The organism is Streptomyces sp. NPDC020807 (genome assembly GCF_040641575.1).
GTDB lineage: Bacteria > Actinomycetota > Actinomycetes > Streptomycetales > Streptomycetaceae > Streptomyces.
This window is the reverse complement of sequence record NZ_JBFADU010000008.1, coordinates 1-23,049: the sequence shown is the minus strand read 5'-3', so window position 1 is coordinate 23,049 and position 23,049 is coordinate 1. Positions and strand designations below refer to the sequence as shown.

The 23,049-nt window shown below is 75.2% G+C and carries 8 protein-coding genes; all 8 read left to right on the top strand.

The window, feature by feature from the left end; all coding sequences use genetic code 11:
• Positions 1 to 115: 115 nt before the first annotated feature.
• The gene (locus AB0G79_RS14955; RefSeq protein ID WP_360805957.1) at positions 116 to 4,858 is read left to right on the top strand and encodes an amino acid adenylation domain-containing protein; all 4,743 of its coding nucleotides are present in this window, start codon (positions 116 to 118) and stop codon (positions 4,856 to 4,858) included.
• A gap of 65 nt (positions 4,859 to 4,923) precedes the next feature.
• Positions 4,924 to 9,435, top strand: coding sequence for an amino acid adenylation domain-containing protein (locus AB0G79_RS14950; RefSeq protein ID WP_360805954.1), 4,512 nt, complete (start codon positions 4,924 to 4,926; stop codon positions 9,433 to 9,435).
• Positions 9,436 to 9,501: 66 nt separating this feature from the next.
• On the top strand, positions 9,502 to 11,316 hold the full coding sequence (locus tag AB0G79_RS14945) for a non-ribosomal peptide synthetase (protein WP_360805951.1): 1,815 nt from the start codon (positions 9,502 to 9,504) through the stop codon (positions 11,314 to 11,316).
• The gene (locus tag AB0G79_RS14940; protein ID WP_360805948.1) at positions 11,313 to 12,338 is read left to right on the top strand and encodes a thioesterase domain-containing protein; all 1,026 of its coding nucleotides are present in this window, start codon (positions 11,313 to 11,315) and stop codon (positions 12,336 to 12,338) included. Before AB0G79_RS14945 ends, AB0G79_RS14940 begins: the two co-directional genes overlap by 4 nt.
• Positions 12,332 to 13,567, top strand: coding sequence for a cytochrome P450 (locus AB0G79_RS14935; protein WP_360805945.1), 1,236 nt, complete (start codon positions 12,332 to 12,334; stop codon positions 13,565 to 13,567). Before AB0G79_RS14940 ends, AB0G79_RS14935 begins: the two co-directional genes overlap by 7 nt.
• Before the next feature lie 130 nt (positions 13,568 to 13,697).
• Positions 13,698 to 13,910, top strand: a complete 213-nt coding sequence (locus tag AB0G79_RS14930) for an MbtH family protein (RefSeq protein WP_360805942.1) — start codon at positions 13,698 to 13,700, stop codon at positions 13,908 to 13,910.
• A gap of 8 nt (positions 13,911 to 13,918) precedes the next feature.
• A complete protein-coding gene (locus AB0G79_RS14925) occupies positions 13,919 to 14,920 on the top strand; it encodes a TauD/TfdA family dioxygenase (protein WP_360805939.1) in 1,002 nt (333 codons plus the stop codon).
• 48 nt (positions 14,921 to 14,968) lie between these two features.
• On the top strand, positions 14,969 to 23,049 hold an 8,081-nt coding region (locus tag AB0G79_RS14920; RefSeq protein WP_360805936.1), incomplete at its 3' end, for an amino acid adenylation domain-containing protein.

Genomic DNA, 23,049 nt, shown 5'->3' with positions numbered 1-23,049 from the left:
CGCCGACAGGCAGTTGAAACTGCCGATGTCCTTCCCGGGGATCTGCCGATCGGCTCCCGAACCCCGTCCTATCGTTTTCTCACTGCCCACAGCGTCGTTAATTCATCGGGGTTGGATGATGGAATCTCGCGGTTTTGCCTTCACGTCCGCAGCACGCCGTTTCCCGGACCGCCCTGCCCTCCGGCTGGGCACCCGGACCGTCGACTACCGGGAGCTCGACGAGCTGAGCGGCGCACTCGCCGCCCGGATCGCGCCCGGACACACGGTGGCCGTCACCGGCCGGGACCGGATCGACCACGTGGTCGGCCTGCTCGCCGCCCTGCGGGCGGGCGCCACGTACCTGCCGCTGGACCGGGAGGCGCCCGAGGAGCGCAACGCCTGGATCCGGGAGGACGCCGGCGCCACGTTCGCGTACGTCGACGGGGAGCTGACCCGCACCGGTACCGACGGCGAGGACCTCGCCCCGGCCGCCGGATACCTCATCTACACCTCCGGTACCACCGGCCGCCCCAAGGGCGTCCACGTCCCGCTCGCCGCCCTCGCCGGCCACCTGGACGCCGCCGTCGAGCGCTTCGGCCTCACCGAGGACGACGTCGTGCTGCACGCCGCCCGCCCCACCGTCGACGTCGCCGTCGAGCAGGTCCTCACCGCGCTCTCGGCCGGCGCCTGCGTCCTCGTCCCCGAGGAGCAGCTGCTCGCCCCCGCCGCCCTCCTGGACCTGCTCGACTCCGGGTCGGTCACGGTGGCCAACCTCGCCGCCGGGTACTTCCAGGAGGTCGTCGGCGCCCTGCGGGAGTACGGCCGTGCCCCGCGCGCCCTCCGCCTGATGATCTCCGGCAGCGACCGGCTCTACCCGGACGCCGCCGCGAGCTGGTGGGCCGCCACCGGCGTGCCGCTGCTCAACGCGTACGGGCCGACCGAGACCGTCGTCACCGCCACCGTCCACGAACTGGCCGGCCCGGCCGGCGGGGACGCGGGCACGGTCCCGATCGGGCGGCCCCTGGGCGACCGCCGCGCCTACGTCCTCGACGACAAGCTGACGCCGGTGTCTCCCGGCGAGACCGGCGAGCTGTACGTCGGCGGGCCCCTCCTCGCCTCCGGCTACCACGGCCGCCCCGCCCTGACGGCCGGTCGTTTCCTCGCCGACCCCTTCGCCCCCGAGCCGGGCGGCCGGATGTATCGCACCGGGGACGTCGTCCGGCAGCCCGTCGAGGGCGGCGCGATCGAGTTCGTCGGCCGCTCCGACCACCAGGTGAAGATCCGCGGCTTCCGGGTCGAGCCCGGCGAGATCGAGGAGGTCCTCACCGGACGGCCGGAGATCGCCTCGGCGGTCGTCGTCGCGTACGAGGGGAGGCTCGCCGCCTACGTCACCCCGGCCCCCGGCACGGCCGCCCCCGACACCGCCGAGCTCCGCGCCTTCCTCGCCGAGCGGCTCCCCGAGCACATGGTCCCGGCGACCGTCACCGTCCTCGACTCCCTCCCGCTGACCGGCGGAGGCAAGGTCGACCGGGCCGCGCTGCCCGCCCCGCAGGCCGCGCCCGCCGCCCCCGTCGCCGGCCGACGCCCTCCCCGTACCCCCGCCGAGCAGCTCATCGCCGCCGTCTGGGCGGACGTGCTCGGCGTCCCCGAGGTCGGCGCCGACGACAATTTCTTCCACCTGGGCGGTGATTCGCTCACTGCCGTGCGCGTGGTCGGCCGCGTCTTCGACGTCTTCGGCATGATCTCGCCGTACACCATCTTCGACGCCCCCACCCTCGCCGAGTTCGCCGCCGCCGTCACCGCAGCCACGGACGGAGGTGAACGCCCGGCGCTGGAGCGGACCGTCGACGACATCGCGCCCCTGGCCAACTTCCAGCGCGGACTGTGGTTTCTGGATCAATGGAACCCCGGAGCCCCGACCTACGTCGTGCCCTGGGTGTTCCGCTTCGCCGGACCCGTCGACCCCGGCCTGCTCCGGGGCGCACTGAACGGGGTCGCCGCCCGGCACGGCGCCCTCCGCACCACCTTCGCGTGGGGCGAGGACGGCCCCCGCCAGGTGATCCACCCCTCCGTCGACGTGCCCTTCACCGTCGAGGAGATCGCCCCCGACGCCTCCGCGACCCTGGACGAGCGCATCGCCGAGGCCGCGCTCGTCCCCTTCGACCTGGAGGCCGGACCCCTCGTCCGCGCCCATCTCTTCCGCACCGGCGCCACCTCCACGCTGCTCTTCCTCTGCCACCACATCGTCTGGGACGAGGGATCCCTCGCCGTCCTGGAGACCGAACTCGCCTCCCTGTACGAGTCCCTGGCCATCGGCCGGCCCTCCGAACTGCCCGAACTGCCCGTCCAGTACGCGGACTACGCCGCCTGGCAGCAGCAGGACGGCACCGCCGAGCGCCAGCTCGCGTACTGGCGCGAGCACCTCCGCGACGCCCCCACCGAGTCCCCGCTCCCCACCGACCGACCCCGGCCCGAACTCCAGGCGTTCCGCGGCGCGTTCCACCGCTTCGCGATGCCCCGGCCGGTCGCCGAGGCCGTCAGGGAGCTCGCCCGGAGCGAGGACGCGACCCCGTTCATGGTGCTCCTCGCCGGCCTCGCGCTGACCCTGCACCGGCGGACCGGCCAGGACGACCTGGTCCTCGGTTCCCCGGTGAGCGTCCGGGGACGGTCCGAACTCGACGCCCTCATCGGCTACTTCGTCAACCTGCTCCCGCTCCGCGTCCGCGTCGACGCCTCCACGGACTTCCGCGAGCTCGTCCGGCACGTCCGCGAGGTCGCCATCGGCGGCTACCGCCACCAGGAGGCCCCCTTCGACGCCATCGCCGGCGCCGTCATGGAGGAGCGGCCCGACGACCGCGCCGAGGACCGCAACCCGCTCTGCCAGGTCCTCCTGGAGCTCCACCCGCTCGACAGCCGGCCGCTGACCGTCGGCGGCACCGAGGTCACCCGCGAGCTCCACTCCAACCCCGTCTCCCGCTTCGACCTCTCGATCTCCGTCGACGACCGGGGCACCGACTTCACCGGCCGCTTCGAGTACGACTCCGACCTCTTCGACCCCGGCACCATGGCCGAGTTGTGCGAGGCCTGGCTCGGCACCCTCGCCGCCGCCGTCGAGGCGCCCGTCCACGCCCTCTTCGAGGACCGCGCGGCCCGGGAGCCGGGCGCCCTCGCCCTCGTCTCCGGCGACGAACGCGTCGACTACGGCACCCTCAACACGCGGGCCAACCGCCTCGCCCACCACCTGGTCGACCTCGGCGTCGGCCGCGGCGACACCGTCGCCGTCCTCGTAGAACGCGGCCCGGACCTCGTCGTCGCCCTGCTCGCCGCCCTCAAGTCCGGCGCCGCGTACACCCTCCTCGACCCGGACTTCCCCGCCGAGCGCCTGGCCGGCGCGGTCACCGACAGCGGCGCCGCCCTGCTGGTCACCCACCGCCACGCGAGCCCCCCGTTCCCCGTCGCCCACCACCTCGACCTGGACGCCGAGGCCGCCGCCCTCGCGCACCGCCCCGGCCACGACCCGGGCCTCCCCGTCACCGGCACCGACCTCGCCTGCGTGATGTTCACCTCCGGCTCCACCGGCCGCCCCAAGGGCGTCGCCGTCCCGCACCGCGCCCTCACCACCACCTACCTCGGCCAGGACTACGCCCGCTTCGGCCCCGACGAGATCTGGCTCCAGTGCTCCCCGGTCTCCTGGGACGCCTTCGCCCTGGAGCTGTACGGCGCCCTCGCCTTCGGCGGCACCTGCGTCCTCCAGCCCGGCCAGCGGCCCGACCCGCAGGCCGTCGCCGAACTGACGCGGCGCCACGGCGTCACCCAGCTCCAGCTCTCCGCGAGCCTGTTCAACTTCCTCCTGGAGGAGTTCCCGGAGACGTACGACGACGTCCGCGTCGCCTTCACCGCCGGCGAGCGGGCCTCCGTCACCCACGTCGGCAAGGCCATCGACCAGTACCCCGAGCTCGTCGTCGCCAACGGCTACGGCCCCGTCGAGAGCCTCGGCCTCACCACCTGCCACCGCGCCACCCGCGAGGACGCGGCCGGCTCCTCCATCCCGATCGGCCGCCCGCTGAACGGCAAGGACGTCCACGTCCTCGACGAACAGCTCAGGCCCGTCCCCGACGGCACCACCGGCGAGCTGTACGCGGCCGGCGGCGGACTCGCCCTCGGCTACGTCGGCAGGCCGGGACTGACCGCCGAACGGTTCGTCGCCTCCCCGTTCGGCGCGCCCGGCGAGCGGCTCTACCGCACCGGCGACCTCGGCCACCGCACGGCGGCCGGCGTCCTGGAGATCACCGGCCGCGTCGACGACCAGGTGAAGGTCCGCGGCTTCCGGGTCGAACCCGGCGAGATCGAGGACGCGCTCACCCGCCACCCGTCCGTCGGCGAGGCGGCCGTCACCGTGTACGAGCCCGCCGAGGGCGACGCGCGGCTCGCCGCCTACGTGACCGCCGCCGTCGGCGCGGTCGGCGGCCTCGCTCCCGACCCGGACGCGCTCCTCGACCACCTGACGGGGCTCCTGCCCCAGCACATGGTGCCCGCCACGCTCGACGTCCTCGACGCGCTGCCGCTCAACCCGAACGGGAAGGTGGACCGCCGCGCGCTGCCCGCCCCGGCCGGGCGTGGGGCCGTCGAGGAGACGGCGGGCGCGACCGACCCGCTCACCGCCGGCCAGCGGCTCGTCGCCGACGCCGTCCGCAGCATCCTCAGCCTGGCCGGGGACCTCGGCCCGGAGGACGACTTCTTCCGGCTCGGCGGCAACTCGCTCGCCGCCGTGCGGGTCGCCATGCGGCTCTCCCAGGAGACCGGCACCCGCGTGCCGCCGCAGACGGTCTTCCGGGGCCGCACCGTCGGCGCCATCGCCGAACGGCTGGTCACGCGGTGACCCGCCGACCGGACCACCCGGACCGCCCGCCCACCCGCACACCCCTCCGCGAAGGGAACGAGGCCGTGAGCCCGTCCGCCGAACCGTCCGCCCCGACCGGGGGCGAGAGCCTCCTCCGCACCGCCCCCGCCTCCGGCCTCCAGCGCGGGCTGTGGTTCCTCGACCGCTGGGACCCGCAGGCCACCACGTACACCACCCCGTGGACGTACGACGTCACCGGACCGCTCGACCTCGACCTGCTCCAGCGCGCCCTGGACGGCGTCGTCGCCCGGCACGAGGCGCTGCGCACGACCTTCGCGCTCCACCCCGACGGCCCGCGCCAGTGCGTCCACGACGGCCTCGCCGTGCCCCTCGTGGTCACCGACCTCCGCGAGCTGCCCGGCGCCCGCCGCGCCGAGCGCGCCGAGGAGCTGATCGCGGAGCGGGCCGCCGTCCCCTTCGACCTCGGCACGGGACCGCTGCTGCGCGCCGAGGCGATCCGGGTCGCCGACGACCTCACCACCCTCCTCCTCGTCGTCCACCACATCGTCTGGGACGGCTGGTCCGCCGAGATCTTCGAGCGTGAACTCGCCGAGATCTACAGCTCGTTGACCGAGGGCAGGGATGCCGTCCTGCCGGTCCTCACCACCCAGTACGCCGACTGGGCCGAGGAGGAGCAGCAGACCTCGTACGAGGAACACCTCGCCCACTGGAAGCGGAGCCTCGACGGCGTCCCCGCCCTGCTCGAACTGCCCGGCGACCGGCCGAGGCCGGCCGAACGCAGTCAGCACGGCGCCACCGAGCCGTTCTTCCTCACGCCCGGCGCCGCCGCCCGGGTGCGGGCGCTGGCCGAGCAGGAGGGCGTGACCCCGTTCACCGTCCAACTCGCCGCCTTCGCCCTGCTCATGGGCCGCTGGACCGGCGCCGACGACCTGCTGGTCGGCACCCCGGTCACCACCCGCAACCGCCCCGAAGTGGCCGACCTCCTCGGCTACTTCGTGAACCTCCTGCCGATCCGCGTGCGACTCGCGCCCCGCGACACCTTCCGCAGGCTCCTCGCCGACCTCCAGGACGGCGTCTTCGACGCCTTCGGCTACCTCGACGTCCCCTTCGACCAGGTCGTGGACCTGCTCGGCACCCCCCGCACACCGCAGCACCCGCCGCTCGTCCAGGTCGTCTTCGGCGCCCACGCCGAGGACCGGACGCCCCTCGCCCTGGGCGGCGCGAGCGCCGTGCGGAAGGTCCGCTCCAACGGGACGAGCAAGTTCGACCTGACCTGGTCGGTCTTCGAGTCGACCGGCGCGTCCGACGACGACAGGGTGCTGCGAGGCGAAGCCGAGTACAGCACCGACCTCTTCGACGCCGGGACCGTACGCCGACTCGCCGCCGACTACGCCGAGCTGCTCGACGCGGCCCTCGCCGACCCCGACGCCACCGTCCTCCGCCTCACCTCGGCGGGCGCCGCGCACCGGCCGGCGCGACGCGACCCCGGCACCTGCCTCCACCACCTCTTCGAGCGGACCGTCGACGCCCACGGCGAGCGGCCGGCCGTCGCCGACGAGGACGGCACGCTCACCTACGCCGAACTCGACGCCCGCGCCAACCGGTTGGCCCACACCCTGATCGCCCGGGGGGTCCGCCCCGGTGACCGCGTCGGCCTCCTGCTCGAACGCACCGCCGCCGTACCGGCGTCGATCCTCGCCGTCCTCAAGGCCGGCGCCGCCTACGTCCCCGTCGACCTCGCCGCACCCGCCGACCGCGCGGCCCTCGTCTTCGGCGACACCGCCGTCACCCTCGTCCTCACCGACCGCCCCGACCGCGCACCCGAGGGCCCCTGGCAGACCCTCGACCTCGCCGCCGGAGCCGGGGAGATCGACGCCCACCCGGCTGCCCGCCCGCCGGCCGTCGGCCGCCCCGGGGACATCGCCTACCTCATCTTCACCTCCGGCTCCACAGGCCGTCCCAAGGGCGTCGCCGTCGCCCACGAGCACGTCAGCCGCCTGCTCGACTCCGGCAGGGACCACTTCGGCTTCGGCCCGGACACGGCCTGGACCCTGTTCCACAGCTACGCCTTCGACTGGACGGTCTGGGAACTCTGGGGCGCCCTGCTCCACGGCGGCCGGCTCGTCGTCGTCCCGTACCTCACCAGCCGCTCACCCGACGAGTTCGCGGGCCTGCTCGACGAGGAGACGATCACCCACCTCTGCCTCACCCCGTCCGCCCTGCGCCAGCTCGAACCGGCGCTCCGCCGCCACCCGCGCGCCCTGCCCGCCCTGCGGTGGATCATGCTCGGCGGCGAGGCGCTCGACCCCGGCGTCGTCCAGCGCTGGCACGAGCTCGACCCGCTGCCGCCCGCGCGCCTCTGCAACCTCTACGGCATCACCGAGACCACCGTCCACGTCACCGTCCACGACGTCGCCGAGGGCGGGGCGGGCTTCGAACGCAGCCTCGTCGGCGAGGCCATGCCGCACCTCACCGCGCTCGTCCTCGACGACTGGCTGCGGCCGAGCCCTCCCGGCGTCCCCGGCGAGCTGTACATCGGCGGCGGCAGCCTCGCCCACGGCTACTGGGGCCGCCCCGGCCTCACCGCCGGACGCTTCGTCGCCGACCCGTACGGCCCGCCCGGCGCCCGCCTCTACCGCACCGGAGACGTCGCCAGGAGGCTCCCCGGCGGCGGCCTGGAGTACGTCGGCCGCGCCGACTTCCAGGTCAAACTGCGCGGCTTCCGCATCGAGCTCGGCGAGATCGAGAACGCCGTCGCCGCCCACCCCGAGATCGACGCGTGCGTCGTCACCGTCCACGACGACCGGCTCGCCGCCTACGTCACCGGGCGCGCCCCCGCCGAACCCGCCGACCTGCGGGCCTTCCTCGGCCGCACGCTCCCCGAGTACATGGTCCCGGCCACCGTCACCGTCCTCGACGCGCTGCCCCTCACCGTCAACGGCAAGGTCGACCGGGCCCGACTCCCCGCACCCGACCGGTCCACCTCCGCCACGCATCCCGTCGCCGGGCGCCACGTGGAGCCCCGTACCCCCGAGGAGGAGCTGTTCGCGGCCGTCTGGACCGACGTCCTCGGCGTCGCCGACATCGGCGTCCACGACGACTTCTTCCACCTCGGCGGCGACTCCATCCGCGCCGTCCAGCTCGCCGGCGCCCTCCACGACCGCGGCTGGCAGGTCGCGCTCCGCGACGTCTTCAACGCCCCGACCGTCGCCGAACTCCTGCCCCTGGCACGGCCGGTGGAGGCCGACCCGACCGCCGAACGGCCCTTCGCCCTCATCGACGAGGACGACCGCGCCGACCTGCCGTCCACCGTCGTCGACGCCTACCCCATGGTGTCGATGCAGCTCTCCATGGTCTTCCACATGGAGGTCGCCGGTGGCACCGACAGCTACCACAACGTCAACTCGTACCGCATCGGCGGCGACCTCGACGAGACCGCCCTCCGCCGCTCCGTCGAGGAGGCGATGGCCCGGCACGCCGTCCTGCGCACCGGACTCGACCTCTCCGGCTACGGCGAACCCCTCCAGCTCGTGCACGGCACGCTGCCCGCCCCCGTCGAGTTCGCCGACCTGCGCGGCCGCGGCGAGGCCGAGCAGGACGCCGCCGTCAGGGAGGTCTTCGAGCACCACCGCGACCACCCCTTCGACCTCGCAGCGCCGCCGCTCTTCCGGATCACCGTCCAGCGGCTCTCCGCCGACGTCTTCCAGCTCACCATCTCCGAGCACCACGCCATCCTCGACGGCTGGAGCTTCACCTCCCTGCTCACCGAGATCCTCGAACGCCACACCGCGCTCGCCGCCGACCCCGGGTCCGCGCCCACCCCGCCGCCCCGCACCGCCTTCCGCGACTTCGTCGCCGTGGAGCGTGCCGCCGCGACGGACCGGGAGTCCCTGGCGTACTGGCACGAGCGGCTCGACGGCGCCACCGGCCAGCTCTGGCCCGGCAGCGAGGACGTCCACGAACTGCCGCGCACCGTCGAGCGCGTCCTGCCCGACGCGCCCGCCCAACTCCGCGACGTGGCCGCCGCGCTGTCGGTCCCGATCAAGTCCGTCGCGCTCGCCGCGCACCTCCACGCCCTGGCCCGCGTCACCGGACGCCGCCGGGTCACCACCGGCCTCGCCATGAACGGCCGACTCGAACGACTCGGCGGTACGGAGGTCTACGGGCTGTTCCTCAACACGGTGCCGCTCGTCGCCGAACCCGACGGGAACGACCTCACCGCCCTGGTCCGGCACGTCCACCGCGAAGAGCTCGACATGATGCCGCACCGGCGCGTGCCCTTCGCCCGGCTCGCCCGGATGATGGCCGACACCGCCCTCGACAGCCAGTTCGGCTACCTGCGGTTCCACGCGCTCGGCCGGCTCAGCGCCGCCCGCATCGAGGACGGCCGCATCGGCTGCGAACCGACCCTCCGACACGAACCCAACAGCTTCGCCTTCGGCGCCTCCCTCATCCAGGACCCGGTCTCGCAGCGCGTCCTCCTCGCGGTGGACCACCAGCGGGCGCTGGTGGACGACGCGACGGCGGAGGAGTTCATCGACACGTACGCGGGAGCGCTGGCGCGGCTCGCGGAGGAGGTGGCCGCGGCGTCCTGAGCCGGCTCCCGCACCCCGCCCCCGCGCGCGTCCCACCCCGTCCACCCGCTTCCAAGGAGCACACCCATGACCACCTTCGCCGAACCGTCGACGGTCTCCTCCCCGTCCGTCCCCGCCACCGACCTGCTGACCCGGCTGCGCGCCGTCACCGCCGCCCACCCGGCGCGTCCCGCCGTGCACGGCGCCGACGGAAGCCTCGACTTCGCCGCCCTCGACCGGCGCACGGACTCCCTGGCCCGCGCCCTGCGGGAGGCCGGGGTGCGGCGCGGCGACCGGGTCGGCGTCCACCTCGCCCGTACCGCCGACCTGCCCGTCGCCCTCCTCGCCGCGTGGCGGGCCGGGGCCGCGTACGTCCCGCTCGACCCCGCCTACCCCGCCGAGCGGATCGCCTTCATGGCGGCCGACGCGGGCCTCGCGGCCGTCGTCAGCGCCGACGCGGCGCCGCCCGTGCCGGCGGGCGTCCCCGTGATCCGCCCCGACGCGGAGGCCGGGAGCGACGGCCCGGCCACGGCCTTCACCCCCCACCCCCTCGACTCCGCCTACGTCATCTACACCTCCGGCTCCACCGGCCGCCCCAAGGGCGTCGAAGTGGCCCACGGCGCCGTCGCCGACCTCGTCGACGCCCTCGAACTCAGCGGCGCGTACCGGCCGGAGCCCGGCGTCGTCGCCTGGAACGCCAGCGTCTCCTTCGACGCCTCCGTCCAGCAGTGGGTCCGGATCTGCCGGGGCGACACCCTGGTCGTCATCGACGACGAGCGCCGCGCCGACCCCGGACGGCTCGCGCGGCTCCTCGCCGAGTACGACGTGACCGACCTCGACCTCACGCCCTCCCACTGGCGCCTGCTCCGCGAGCCGCTGGCCGGCGCCCGCGTCCCCCGGCTGTTCATGGGCGGCGAGCCCGTCCCCGTACGGACCTGGAACGAGCTCGCCGAGGGAGGCGTCGACGCGCTCAACCTGTACGGCCCCACGGAGTGCACCGTCGACGCCATCACGGCCCCGATCGCCGGGCCGGGGCCGCACCTCGGCGAGCCGCTGCCGGGCGTACGCGCCTACCTGCTCGACGCACGGCTCGCCCCCGTCACGGCGGCGGGCGCCGTCGGTGAGCTGTACCTCGCCGGGCCCGGCCTGGCCCACGGCTACCCCGGACACGCCGGACTCACGGCGGGCCGGTTCGTCGCCGACCCGTTCGCGGCCGGGCCCGGCGCGCGGATGTACCGCACCGGCGACCAGGCCCGGCGTTCCGCCGACGGCCTCCTGGAGTACGTGGGCCGGGTGGACCGGCAGGTCAAGCTGCGCGGCTTCCGGATCGAGCTGGGCGAGGTCGAGCACGCGCTCGGCGCGCTCCCGGGCGTGGGCGGCGCGGCCGTGACGCTGTACGAGGCCGCGCCGGGAGACCCCCGCCTGGCCGGGTACGTCACGGGCGCGGGCGTCACCGCGAACGCCGTGCTCACGGAGCTGCGCCGCACGCTCCCCGCCCACCTGGTCCCGAACACCGTCACCGTCCTGGACGCCCTGCCGCTCACCCCGAACGGCAAGGTCGACCACGCCGCCCTGCCGAAGCCCGCCGCGCCCGTCGAGCCGGCGGCCGCCGACCCGGCGGGCGGGGGAGTGGAAGACCAGGTCGCCGACGTCTGGCGGACCGTCCTCGGCGTGGACCGCGTCGAGCCCACCGACGACTTCCTGTCCCTCGGCGGCCACTCGCTCGCCGCCCTCCGCGTCGTGCACATGCTCCGCCGCAAGCTCGACGTCGAACTCCAGCTCCGCCACCTCCTGGACGCGGCGGACCTCGCCGACTTCACCGCCGCCGTCCGCCGCGCCGCCGCGGCCGGCCCGGCGAAGGCCCGCCCCACCCTGACGGCCCGCCGCGAGGCCGTCCGATGACGACCGCACTGAGCCGCTGGACGGCGGCGAACGGCAGACCCCGGGGCGGGGCGACGGACACGGACGACCGGCCGCCGGGCGGCACGACGGCCGCCGGGCCCGCGCCGGTCCCGGCCGCCCGGCCCACGTCGGTCCCCGCGGCCCGGCCCGCGCCGGACCGGCCGGCGGCCATCGGCCCCGGGAGGCCCGCGGCGAAGCCGCTCGCGGGTGCCGCGGGAAGCGGCGGGGCGGGGGACCGGGTCCCGCTCCGCGCGGGCCGCCCCCGCGTCGAAGGCGACTGGCTCCTCGTGCCCGCTCCGCAGGCGCACCGCCCCTACCGGCTCTTCTGCTTCCCGCACGCCGGCGGCGACGCCACCGCCTACACGCCGCTCGCCCGCGCCCTCGCCCCCACGGCCGAGGTCTGGGCCCTGCGGCCCCCCGCCCGGGGCGGGCGCGGCCGGCACCCGATGCCCGCCGACTTCGACCGGCTCGTGGCCGCCGTCGTCGAGGCGATCGGCCCCCACCTCACCGGCGCCGCCGACGGCCGGTTCGGGTTCTACGGGCAGAGCTTCGGCGCCCTCCTCGCCTACGAGGTCGCCCGCGCCCTCCCCGCCCACCGCCGCCCCGACCTCGTCGTCGCCGTCGGCGCGCCCGCCCCGGGCGAGTGGAGCGGGCGGCGGACCAAGGACCTGGACGCCGCCGAGCTCCTCCGGCTCACCGGCCTGGACGAGCTCGTCCTCGCCGACCCCGACCTCACCGAGCGCGCCCTCGCGGCGATCCGCGTCGACCTCGCCGTCTCCGGCACCTACCGCCACCGCCCGCACGCCCCGATCGGCTCCGACCTCCTCGCCCTGGCAGGCGCGGCGGACCCGATGCTCGCGACCTGCGGGCTCACCGGCTGGGCCGGGCACACCCGGGGCGCCTTCGGCCACCGCGTCGTCCCCGGCGGGCACCTCCTCGCCACCGTCGACCGGCCCGGGCCGGTCGAGCTGCTCACCTCCCTGATCCGTTCCCGCGTCGCCTCCGAGGAGTTCTCGTGCTGACCGCTTCCGCCCCCCTCGCCCCGTCCGCCGCCCTCACCACATCCTCCGCGCCCACCACCTCCGTCGACCTCACCGAGCCGTCCCTGTGGGCCCGACCGGACACCCCCGCACTCGTCGACGAGCTCCGCCGCGAGGCGTCCGTCCACCTCACCGACACCGTCGACGACGGGCGCGTCTGGTCCGTCCTCACCTACAAGGAGTCGGCCGACGTCCTGCGGAACGCCGCCGCGTTCAGCTCCGAGTCCGGCTCCCTCCTCGGCGCGGGCGAGGGGAACGTGCCCGTCGGCTCCGGCCGCATGATGGCCCTCACCGACCCGCCCCGGCACCGCGAACTCCGCGCCCCCGCCAACCCGTTCTTCTCCAAGAACGGTGTCAAGGGCGCCGCCCGCTCCATCTCCGAGCGCGCCGGCGAGCTCTTCGACCGTGCCCTCGAACACGGCACCGTCGACCTCGTCGACGTCGTCTCCGCCCTCCCGCTCGCCGTCATGTGCGACCTCCTCGACGTCCCCGAGGCGGACCGCGAGATGGTGGTCCGTGTCTGCGACGTCGCCTTCCTGGGCCGTACCCCGGAGGAACGGCGCGCGGGGCACCAGCAGTTGATCCCGTACCTGCTCCACCAGGTCATGCTGCGCCGCTCGGACCCGCGCGACGACCTGATCTCGATGATGGCCACGTACAAGATCAACGGGCGCCTGATGCCGATCGAGGACGTCGTCCTCAACCTCGACAACATCGTCGTCGGCGGCGTCCAGACCGTCCGCCACACCGCCGCCATGGGCCTCCACACGCTCGTGCAGCGGCCCGACCTGTGGCGGAAGCTCCAGAACGGCGAGGTGTCGATGGACTCCGCCGTGGACGAGCTGCTCCGCTGGACCTCCGTCGGCCTCCACACCCTGCGCACCGCGAGCCGTGACATCGAGCTCGGCGGCCGCCACATCCGCCGCGGGGACCGCGTCGCCGTCTGGGTCTGGTCCGCCAACCGCGACCCCGAGGCCTTCGACCGGCCCGAGGAGATCCTGCTCGACCGCTCGCCCAACAAGCACCTCGCCCTCGGTCTCGGCGCCCACTACTGCATCGGCGCGCCGCTGGCGAAGGCCGAGCTCAGCGCCCTCTACACGGCCGCCCTGGAGAAGGCCGCCGTCATCGAACCGGCCGGCCCGGTCCAGTACAACCGCTCGATCATCAACTTCGGCCTGGACCACTTCCCGGTCACCCTGACCCCCCGCTGACCGGCGGAGCGGCGGGCAGGGCAACTGCCGCTCTCCTGCCTCAGCTTGTGCCGCTCCGGCCCGCGCACCGCCCCTACCTTCGAATCACACCCGAGAGCGCCTCCCGCTCTCCACCGTCTCGGAGGTCACCATGAGCAACCCGTTCGAGGACGACAGCGCCGGCTACCTGGTCCTGACCAACGACGAGAACCAGCACTCGCTGTGGCCGGTCTGGATCGACGTCCCCGCCGGCTGGGACACCGTCCACGGCGAGGCCACCCGCCAGGAGTGCCTCGACTGGATCGAGGCCAACTGGACCGACATCCGCCCGGCGAGCCTGCTCGCCACGCTCGACCAGCGGTGAGCGCCGCCATGCCGACCTGGGAACTGAACCCCGGCCGCCCGGCCCTCACCCACGTGCCGCCCACCGCCGACCTCGCCGAGGCCTGCGCGTGGCTGCGCGAGAACGAGGCCGCGCTGACCGCCGCCCTGCACGAGCACGGCACGATCTTCCTGCGGGGCCTGCCGGTGGCGCGCACCGAGGACGTCGCCGCCGTCCGCGACATCCTGATCCCCGAGCCCACCCCGTACCGGGAGAAGGCCACCCCCCGCAGCGACTACGGCAACGGCGTCTTCTCCTCGACGGACCTGCCGCCGGCCCAGTCGATCCGGATGCACAACGAGAACAGCTACACCCTGACCTTCCCCGGCAGGCTCCTCTTCGCCTGCCTCACCGCGCCCGAGCAGGGCGGCGCCACCCCGACCGCCGACGTCCGCAAGGTCCTCGCCGGTCTCCCCGCCCACCTCGCGGAGCGGGGCCGCTCCACCGGCTGGACGCTCACCCGGAACTACTCCGACTACGTCTCGCTCGGCTGGCGGACCGCCTTCGCCACCGAGGACCGCGACGACGTCGAGGCCTACTGCCGGGAGAACGGCATCGTCTGCGAGTGGCAGCCGGACGGCAACCTCCGTACGAGCCAGCTCCGTTCGGCCACCATCCACCACCCCGAGACCGGCGAGGAGGTCTGGTTCAACCACCTCGCGTTCTGGAACGAGTGGTCCCTCGACCCGGACATCCGGGAGGCCATGGTCGACGAGTTCGGCCCGGACGGCTTCCCCTTCAACACGGGCTTCGGTGACGGCGAACCGCTGTCACGGGAGGACGTGGACGCCCTCAACGCCGCCTACGACGCCGCCACGGTCCGCGAGACCTGGCAGGTCGGCGACGTCATGCTGGTCGACAACGTGCTCTGCGCGCACGGCCGCGACCCGTTCCGCGGAGACCGGAGCATCGCCGTGGCGATGGGCCGCCCCGTGGAACTCCCGGACTGCCGGCCCACGGTGCCCCCCACCGTCGCCGCCGTCCCCGCCTGAGGAAATCCCGACCACCGTCCACGCCGTGACGTGAGCAGAGGAAGCACCGTGATCCCGGTTTCGTACGCACAACAGCGTCTCTGGCTGATCGACCAGATCGAAGGGCCGTCCGCGCTCTACAACCTGCCCTTCGCGGTCCGCCTGCGCGGCCCGCTCGACCTCGCGGCGCTGCGTGCCGCGACGGCCGACCTGGTCGCCCGGCACGAGGCCCTGCGCACGGTGTTCCCGGTGTCCGGTGGCGTACCGGAGCAGCGGATCCTGCCGTCGGCGGAGGCGGAGTTCGCCTTCGACACGGTGGAATGCGCTCCGGACGACTACCCGGCACTCCGGGACCGTGCCGCCGCGCACGTCTTCGACCTGGGGGCCGAACTGCCCCTCAGAGTCACGGTCTTCTCGCTCACCCACGGCATGGACGGTCGGGCGCCCCAAGGACCCGAGCACGTGCTGCTCCTCGTCCTCCACCACATCGCCGGTGACGGCTGGTCCCTCGGCCCGCTCCTGCGCGACCTCGCCACCGCCTACACCGCCCGTCTCGGCGGCGCCGCGCCGGACTGGGAGCCGCTCCCGGTCCAGTACGCCGACTACACGCTGTGGCAGCGTGAACTCCTCGGCGAGGACACCGACCCCGACAGTCTGATGAGCCGTCAGGTCGCGTACTGGCGCGAGGTCCTCGCCGGGCTCCCCGAGGAGCTGGAGCTCCCCGTGGACCGGCCCCGGCCGCCGGTCCCCACCGGAGCCGCCGACGCCGTCTCCTTCGCGTACGGCCCCGAGCTCCACGCGGCGCTCGCGGAGCTCGCCCGCCGCCACCGCTCCACCCTGTTCTCCGTCCTCCAGGCCGGTCTGGCGGCCCTGTTCACCCGGCTCGGCGCCGGCACCGACATCCCCCTGGGCACGGGCGTCGCCGGCCGCTCCGACGAGGCGCTCAACGACCTGGTCGGCTTCTTCGTCAACACCCTGGTCCTGCGCACCGACACCTCCGGCGACCCGTCCTTCGCCGAGCTCCTCCGCCGCGTCCGCGAGACCCAGCTCGACGCCTTCGCCCACCAGGACGTGCCCTTCGAGCGGCTCGTCGAGGAGGTCAACCCGGCCCGCGCCCTCGGCCGCCACCCCCTCTTCCAGACCCTCCTGGTCCTCCAGAACCACGAGGAGGGCGAGCTCGGCCTCCCCGGCCTTGAGGCCACGACCGAGGAACTCGGCCTCCGTGTGGCCAAGTTCGACCTCAACATCGGCATCACCGAACGCCACACCGCCGACGGCACCCCCGACGGCCTCACCGGATCCGTCGAGTACGCCGCCGACCTCTACGACCGCGCCACCGTCACCACCCTCTTCGACCGCCTCGGCCGCCTCCTCGCCGCCGCCGTCGCCGACCCCGAGGCCCCCCTCGGCACCCTCGGCATCCTCGCCCCCGAGGAGCGCGCGCTCCTGGACGGCGAGTGGAACGCGACCGCGACCCCCGTCCCGTACGGCTCCCTGCCCGAACTCTTCGAGGCCCAGGCCGCCCGTACGCCGGAGGCGACCGCCCTCGCCCACGACGGCGCGGCCGGCGCGGGGACCGGCACCGTCACCTACGCCGAGCTCGACGCCCGCGCCAACCGCCTCGCCCACCACCTCATCGCCTCCGGCGTCCGCCCCGAGTCCCCGGTCGCCCTCCTCATGGAACGCTCGGTCGACCTGGTCGTCGCGACCCTCGCCGTCCTCAAGGCCGGCGGCTGCTACGTACCGATGCACGCGAGCCTGCCGCCGGAGCGGATGACCGCGCTCCTCGCCGACACCGGTGCCCCCGTCCTCGTGACCGACCGCGACGAGCCGGGCTTCGCCCACGACGCCGTCGTCGTCCGCCCCACCGACGGCGCCGACGGCCCCACCGACGCGCCGCGCGTCCCCGTCCACCCCGACGCGCTCGCCTACGTCATGTTCACCTCCGGCTCCACCGGCACCCCCAAGGGCGTCGCCGTCCGCCACCGCGACGTCGTCGACCTCGCCGCCGACCGCCGCTGGCGCGACGGCCGCCACGAGCGGATCCTGCTCCACTCCCCGCACGCCTTCGACGCGGCCACCTACGAGCTGTGGACCCCGCTCCTCTCCGGCGGCACCGTCGTCGTGGCCCCGCCCGGCGGCCTCGACGCCGACACCCTCCACGCCGTCGTCACCCGCCACCGGGTCACCGCCGTCTTCCTCACCAAGGCCCTCTTCGACCTGGTCGCCGAGCAGGCCCCGGACACCTTCCGCGCCCTGCGGACCGTCTGCACCGGCGGCGAGGCCGCCTCCGGCACCCTGATGCGCCGCGTCCTCGACCACTGCCCCGACCTGCTCCTCGCCCACGTGTACGGGCCCACGGAGGCCACCACCTTCGCCACCCACCACCCGCTCGCCCCCGCCGACCTGGCCGGCCCGCGCCCGCCGATCGGCCTCCCGCTCGACAACATGCGGGCCCACGTCCTCGACGCCCGCCTGCGGCCCGTCCCGCCCGGCGTCCCCGGCGAGCTGTACGTGGCGGGGGCCGGGCTCGCCCGCGGCTACTGGCGCCGCCCCGCCCTGACCGCCGAGCGGTTCGTCGCCGACCCGTTCACGCCGGGGGAGCGGATGTACCGCACCGGCGACCTCGTCCGCCGCCGCGCCGACGGTGCCGTCGAGTTCCTCGGCCGCGTCGACGGCCAGGTCAAGCTGCGCGGCTTCCGCATCGAGCTCGGCGAGATCGAGGCCGTCCTCTCCCGCCACCCCGCCGTCCGCCAGGTCATCGTCGTCCCGCGCGAGGACCGGCCCGGCGACACCCGCCTCGTCGGCTACTGCGCCGTCCCGGAATCGTCCCTGGAGTCCGCCGCCGACGCGGCCGGGCTCGCCGCCGAGATCAAGCGGTCCGCCGCCGAGACCCTCCCCGGCTACATGGTCCCCTCCGCCGTGGTCGTGCTCCCCGCCCTGCCGCTCAACGCCAACGGCAAGATCGACCGGCGCGCCCTGCCCGCCCCCGAGCTCGGCACCGACGCCGAGGGCCGCGCCCCGCGCGACGACCGCGAGCGGGCCCTCTGCGAGCTCTTCGGCGAGATCCTCGGCATCGACGACATCACCATCGACGACGACTTCTTCGAACTCGGCGGCCACTCCCTGCTCGCCACCCGGCTCGTCGGCCGGGCGCGCGCCGACCTCGGCGCCGAGCTCGCCATCGGCGACCTCTTCCAGGCCCCGACCGTCGCCGCCCTCGCCGAGCGGCTCGCCACCGAACCGGCCCGCCCCGCGCTCCGCCCCGAGCCCCGGCCGGAGCGGCTGCCGCTCTCCTTCGCCCAGCGCCGCCTGTGGTTCCTCGGCCAGACCGAGGGCCCCTCGGCCACCTACAACGTCACCCTCGCCCTGCGGCTCACCGGACCGCTCGACGTCCACGCCCTCGACGGCGCGCTCGGCGACGTCGTCGCCCGCCACGAGTCCCTCCGCACCCTCTTCGGGGAGCACGACGGCGTCCCGTACCAGCGGATCCTGCCCGCGCCCCCCGCCCCGCTGCTCACCGTGACCGACCGCCCGGCGCAGGAGCTCGTCGGACACACCTTCGACCTCGCCGTGGACGTCCCGATCCACGCCTACGTGCGCTCCGAGACGGCGGAGGAGCACGTCCTCCTCCTGGTCATGCACCACAGTGCCAGCGACGGCTGGTCCCTCCGGCCGCTCTTCCGCGACCTCGCCACCGCCTACACCGCCCGCCTCGGCGGCGAGGCGCCGGCCTGGGAGCCGCTGCCCGTCCAGTACGCCGACCACACCCTCTGGCAGCGCCGCCTCCTCGGCGACGACACCGACCCCCAGTCCCCGATCAGCCGCCAACTCGACCACTGGCGGACCGCGTTGGCGGGCATCCCCGACGAACTCCCGCTGCCCCTCGACCGGCCGCGGCCCGCCGTCGCCAGCCACCGCGGCGACGTCGTCCCGCTGGAGATCGACGCCGAACTCCACGCCCACCTCGCCGAGTTGGCGTCGGCGCACGGCGTCACCCTCTTCATGGTCCTCCAGGCCGCCTACGCCACCCTCCTGCACCGCTTCGGCGCGGGCGACGACCTGCCCATCGGCACCCCCCTCGCGGGCCGCCTCGACCCCGCCCTCGACGACCTCGTCGGCTTCTTCGCCAGCACCCTCGTCCTGCGCACCGACCTCTCCGGGCGGCCGACCTTCGCCGAACTGCTCGCCCGGGTCAGGGAGGCCGACCTGGCGGCCTACGCCCACCAGGACGTGCCCTTCGAGCGGCTCGTCGAGGAGCTCAACCCGGCCCGCACACTGGCCAGGCACCCGCTCTTCCAGGTGATGATCGCCTTCGACAACACGGCGGGCGGCGGGCCCGAGTTCCCCGGCACCCGCACCGCCTACGAGCCCCTCGGCCTGCCCACCACCGCCTTCGACCTCACGCTCAACCTCTCCGAGCGCCACCACGCCGACGGCACCCCGGCCGGACTCGACGGCGGACTCGAGTTCGCCACCGACCTCTTCGACCGCGCCACCGCCGAACGGCTCGCCGACGCCCTCCGGTGCCTGCTCGCCCAGGCCGCCGACGACCCGCACCGCCCGGTCGGCGAGCTCGACGTCCTCGGCGACACCGGCCGCGCCGCTCTGGCCGCCTGGCACGACACGGCCCTCCCCGGCGCCGACGAGCCTGTCACGGCCGCCTTCGCCGCCCAGGCCGCCGCCACCCCGGACGCGACCGCCCTCGTCCACGGCACGTCCCGGCTCAGCTACGCCGAACTCGACGCCCGCGCCAACCGCCTCGCCCACGGCCTCGCCGCCCACGGCGTCGGCCCGGAGGACCTCGTCGCGCTCGCCCTCCCGCGCTCCCTGGACGCGCTCGTCGCCGTCCTCGCGGTCCTCAAGGCCGGTGCGGCGTTCCTGCCGCTGGACGCGGAGTACCCGCGGGAGCGGATCGCCCACATGCTGGCCGACGCCCGTCCGGCGGTCGTCCTGACCGGGGACGGCTGGCCCCTCCCGGAGGTCCTCGAAGGCCTCGCGGTCCTCGACGCCGGCGAGGAGGCCTGGGCCGACCGGCCGACCGAGGCGCCCGTCGTACGGCTCCGGCCGGCGAACGCCGCGTACGTCATCTACACCTCCGGCTCCACCGGCCGCCCCAAGGGCGTCGTCGTCCGCCACGGCGGACTCGCCAACCTGCTCGCGTTCCACCGCACCGAGACGATCGCCGCCGTCCGGCAAGCCCACCCGGACCGCAGGTTCCGGTTCGTCCACACCGCGTCCCTGTCGTTCGACACCGCCCTCGAACCGCTGCTCTGGATGGTCGCGGGCGAGGAGCTCCACCTGCTCGACGACGACGCGCGCCGCGACGCCGCCGCCATCGTGCGGTACGCCGAGGACGCCCGCGCCGACGTCGTCAACGTCACCCCGGGCCAGGCCGAGCGCCTCGTCGAGGAGGGGCTCCTCGACCGCTGCCCGCCCGCGCTCCTGCTCGTCGGCGGCGAGGCCTTCGGCCAGTCCCTGTGGACCGCGCTCGACGCCGCCCCCGACACCCTCGTCATGAACATGTACGGCCCCACGGAGTGCACCGTCGACTCCCTGCACCACCTGCTGGCCGGCGACGAGCGCCCGCTCGTCGGCCGCCCGCTGCCCAACCTCCGCGCCCACGTCCTCGACGCCGGCCTCCGGCCCGTCCCGGCGGGCGTCCCCGGCGAGCTGTACCTGAGCGGCGCGAGCCTGGCCCGCGGCTACCTCGCCCGCCCGGCGCTGACCGCCGAACGCTTCGTCGCCGACCCGTTCGCGGCGGGGGAGCGGATGTACCGCACCGGCGACCTCGTGCGCCGCCGCGAGGACGGCCGGATCGAGTACCTGGGCCGTACGGACCACCAGGTGAAGGTGCGCGGCTTCCGGATCGAGCTCGGCGAGATCGAGGCCGTCCTCACCACCCACCCGGACGTCCTCCAGGCCGCCGTCCTGCCGTACGAACCCGCGACCGCGAGTGCGGCCGAGGGCGCGACGGCGGACGCGGCCGGGCAGGGCCGGGCCACCCGCCTCGCCGCCTACGTCGTCACCCGCGTCCCCGTCGACCCGGCCGAGCTGCGCGCCCACGTGGCCGCCGCCCTGCCCGACTACATGGTCCCGGCGGCCTTCGCCGCCCTCGACGCCCTCCCCCTCACCGTCAACGGCAAGCTCGACCGGGCCGCCCTGCCGGCCCCCGAGCTCGCCGCGGCCACCGGAGGCCGCGCCGCCCGCACGGCACCCGAGGAGATCCTCTGCGGCCTGTTCGGCGAGATCCTCGGCGTCGACGGAGTCACCGTCGACGACGACTTCTTCGCCCTCGGCGGCCACTCGCTCCTCGCCACCCGCCTCCTCAGCCGCGTCCGCGCCGTCCTCGGCGCCGAACTCGGCATCCGGGACGTCTTCGAGGCGCCGACCGTCGCCGGTCTCGCCCAGCGCCTCGACGGCGCCGGCGTCCGCCCCGCCCTGACGGCCGGCGCACGCCCCGAGCGCCTCCCGCTCTCCTCCGCGCAGCGGCGCCTGTGGCTCATCGACCGGATGGAGGGACCCAGCGCGCTCTACAACATGCCGCTCGCCCTCCGGCTCACCGGCCCGCTCGACCCGGACGCCCTGGGGCTCGCCCTCGGCGACCTGACCGCGCGGCACGAGAGCCTGCGGACCGTCATCGCCGAACACGACGGCGAGCCCCACCAGGTCGTCCTCGCGCCCGTCGGCGCGCCGCTCCCGGTCGAGGCGCGGGACTGCGCGCCCGACGCCGTCGACGCCGAGATCGACCGGGCCGCCCGCCGCCCCTTCGACCTGGCCGCCGAACCGCCCGTGCGGGTCACCCTCCTCCGCACCGCCCCCGAGGAGCACGTCCTCGTCGTCGCCCTGCACCACATCGCCGGCGACGGCTGGTCCATGGGCCCGCTGCTGCGCGACCTCGCCGCCGCCTACGGCGCCCGTCGGGAGGGCGAGGCGCCCGCGTGGCAGCCGCTGCCCGTCCAGTACGCGGACTACGCCCTCTGGCAGCGCGGGCTGCTCGGCGACGAGGCCGACCCCGAGAGCCTCGTCTCGCGCCAGCTCGCCTACTGGCGGGAGACTCTGGCCGACCTCCCCGAGGAGCTCGCGCTCCCCGTCGACCGGCCGCGCGGCACCCTCGCGGACCACCGGGGCGACCGCGTCGCCCTGGCCCTCGACGCCGAACTCCACCAGGCCCTCGTCGCGTTGAGCCGCGAACACCGCGTCACGATGTTCATGACCTTCCAGGCCGCCCTGGCCGCGCTGCTCACCCGGCTCGGCGCCGGGACCGACGTGCCGATCGGTTCCGTGGTCGCGGGCCGCTCGGACGAGGCCCTCGACGACCTCGTCGGCTTCTTCGTCAACACCCTCGTCCTGCGCACCGACACCTCCGGCAACCCGACCTTCGCCGAACTCCTCGGCCGGGTACGGGAGGCCGACCTCGCGGCCTACGCCCACCAGGACGTGCCCTTCGAGCGGCTCGTCGAGGAGCTCAACCCGGCCCGGTCCCTCGCCCGCCACCCGCTCTTCCAGGTGGCGATGGTCCTCCAGTCCAACGACGGCTCCGACCTCACCCTGTCCGGGCTCCGGGCCGAGGCCCTCGCGGCGGACACCGGCGTCGCCAAGTTCGACCTCAACGTGACCCTGGAGGAGTTCCACGCCCCCGACGGCTCGCCCGCCGGCCTGGACTGCGCCGTCGACTTCGCCACCGACCTCTTCGACCGGGAGACCGTCGAGGCCCTCGCCGCCCGCTTCGGCCTGCTCCTCACCGCCATGACGACCCGCCCCGGGCAGCGCATCGGCGAGGTCGACCTGCTCGCCGAGGAGGAGCGCGCCGCGCTCCACGACGGCTACCGGCCGCTCCCCGCCGAACTGCCGCTCGTTCCCGACGCGTTCGCCGCCCAGGCCGCGGCGACCCCCGACCTCACCGCGCTGGTCTTCGAGGACACCCGGCTGTCGTACGCCGAACTCGACGCCCGCGCCAACCGCCTCGCCCACGGCCTGCGGGCCGCCGGGATCGGCACCGAGGACGTCGTCGCCCTGGCCCTGCCCCGCTCCGTCGAGACCGTCGTCTCCCAGCTCGCGGTCCTCAAGGCCGGTGCGGCGTTCCTGCCGCTGGACGCGGAGTACCCGCGGGAGCGGATCGCCCACATGCTGGCCGACGCCCGTCCGGC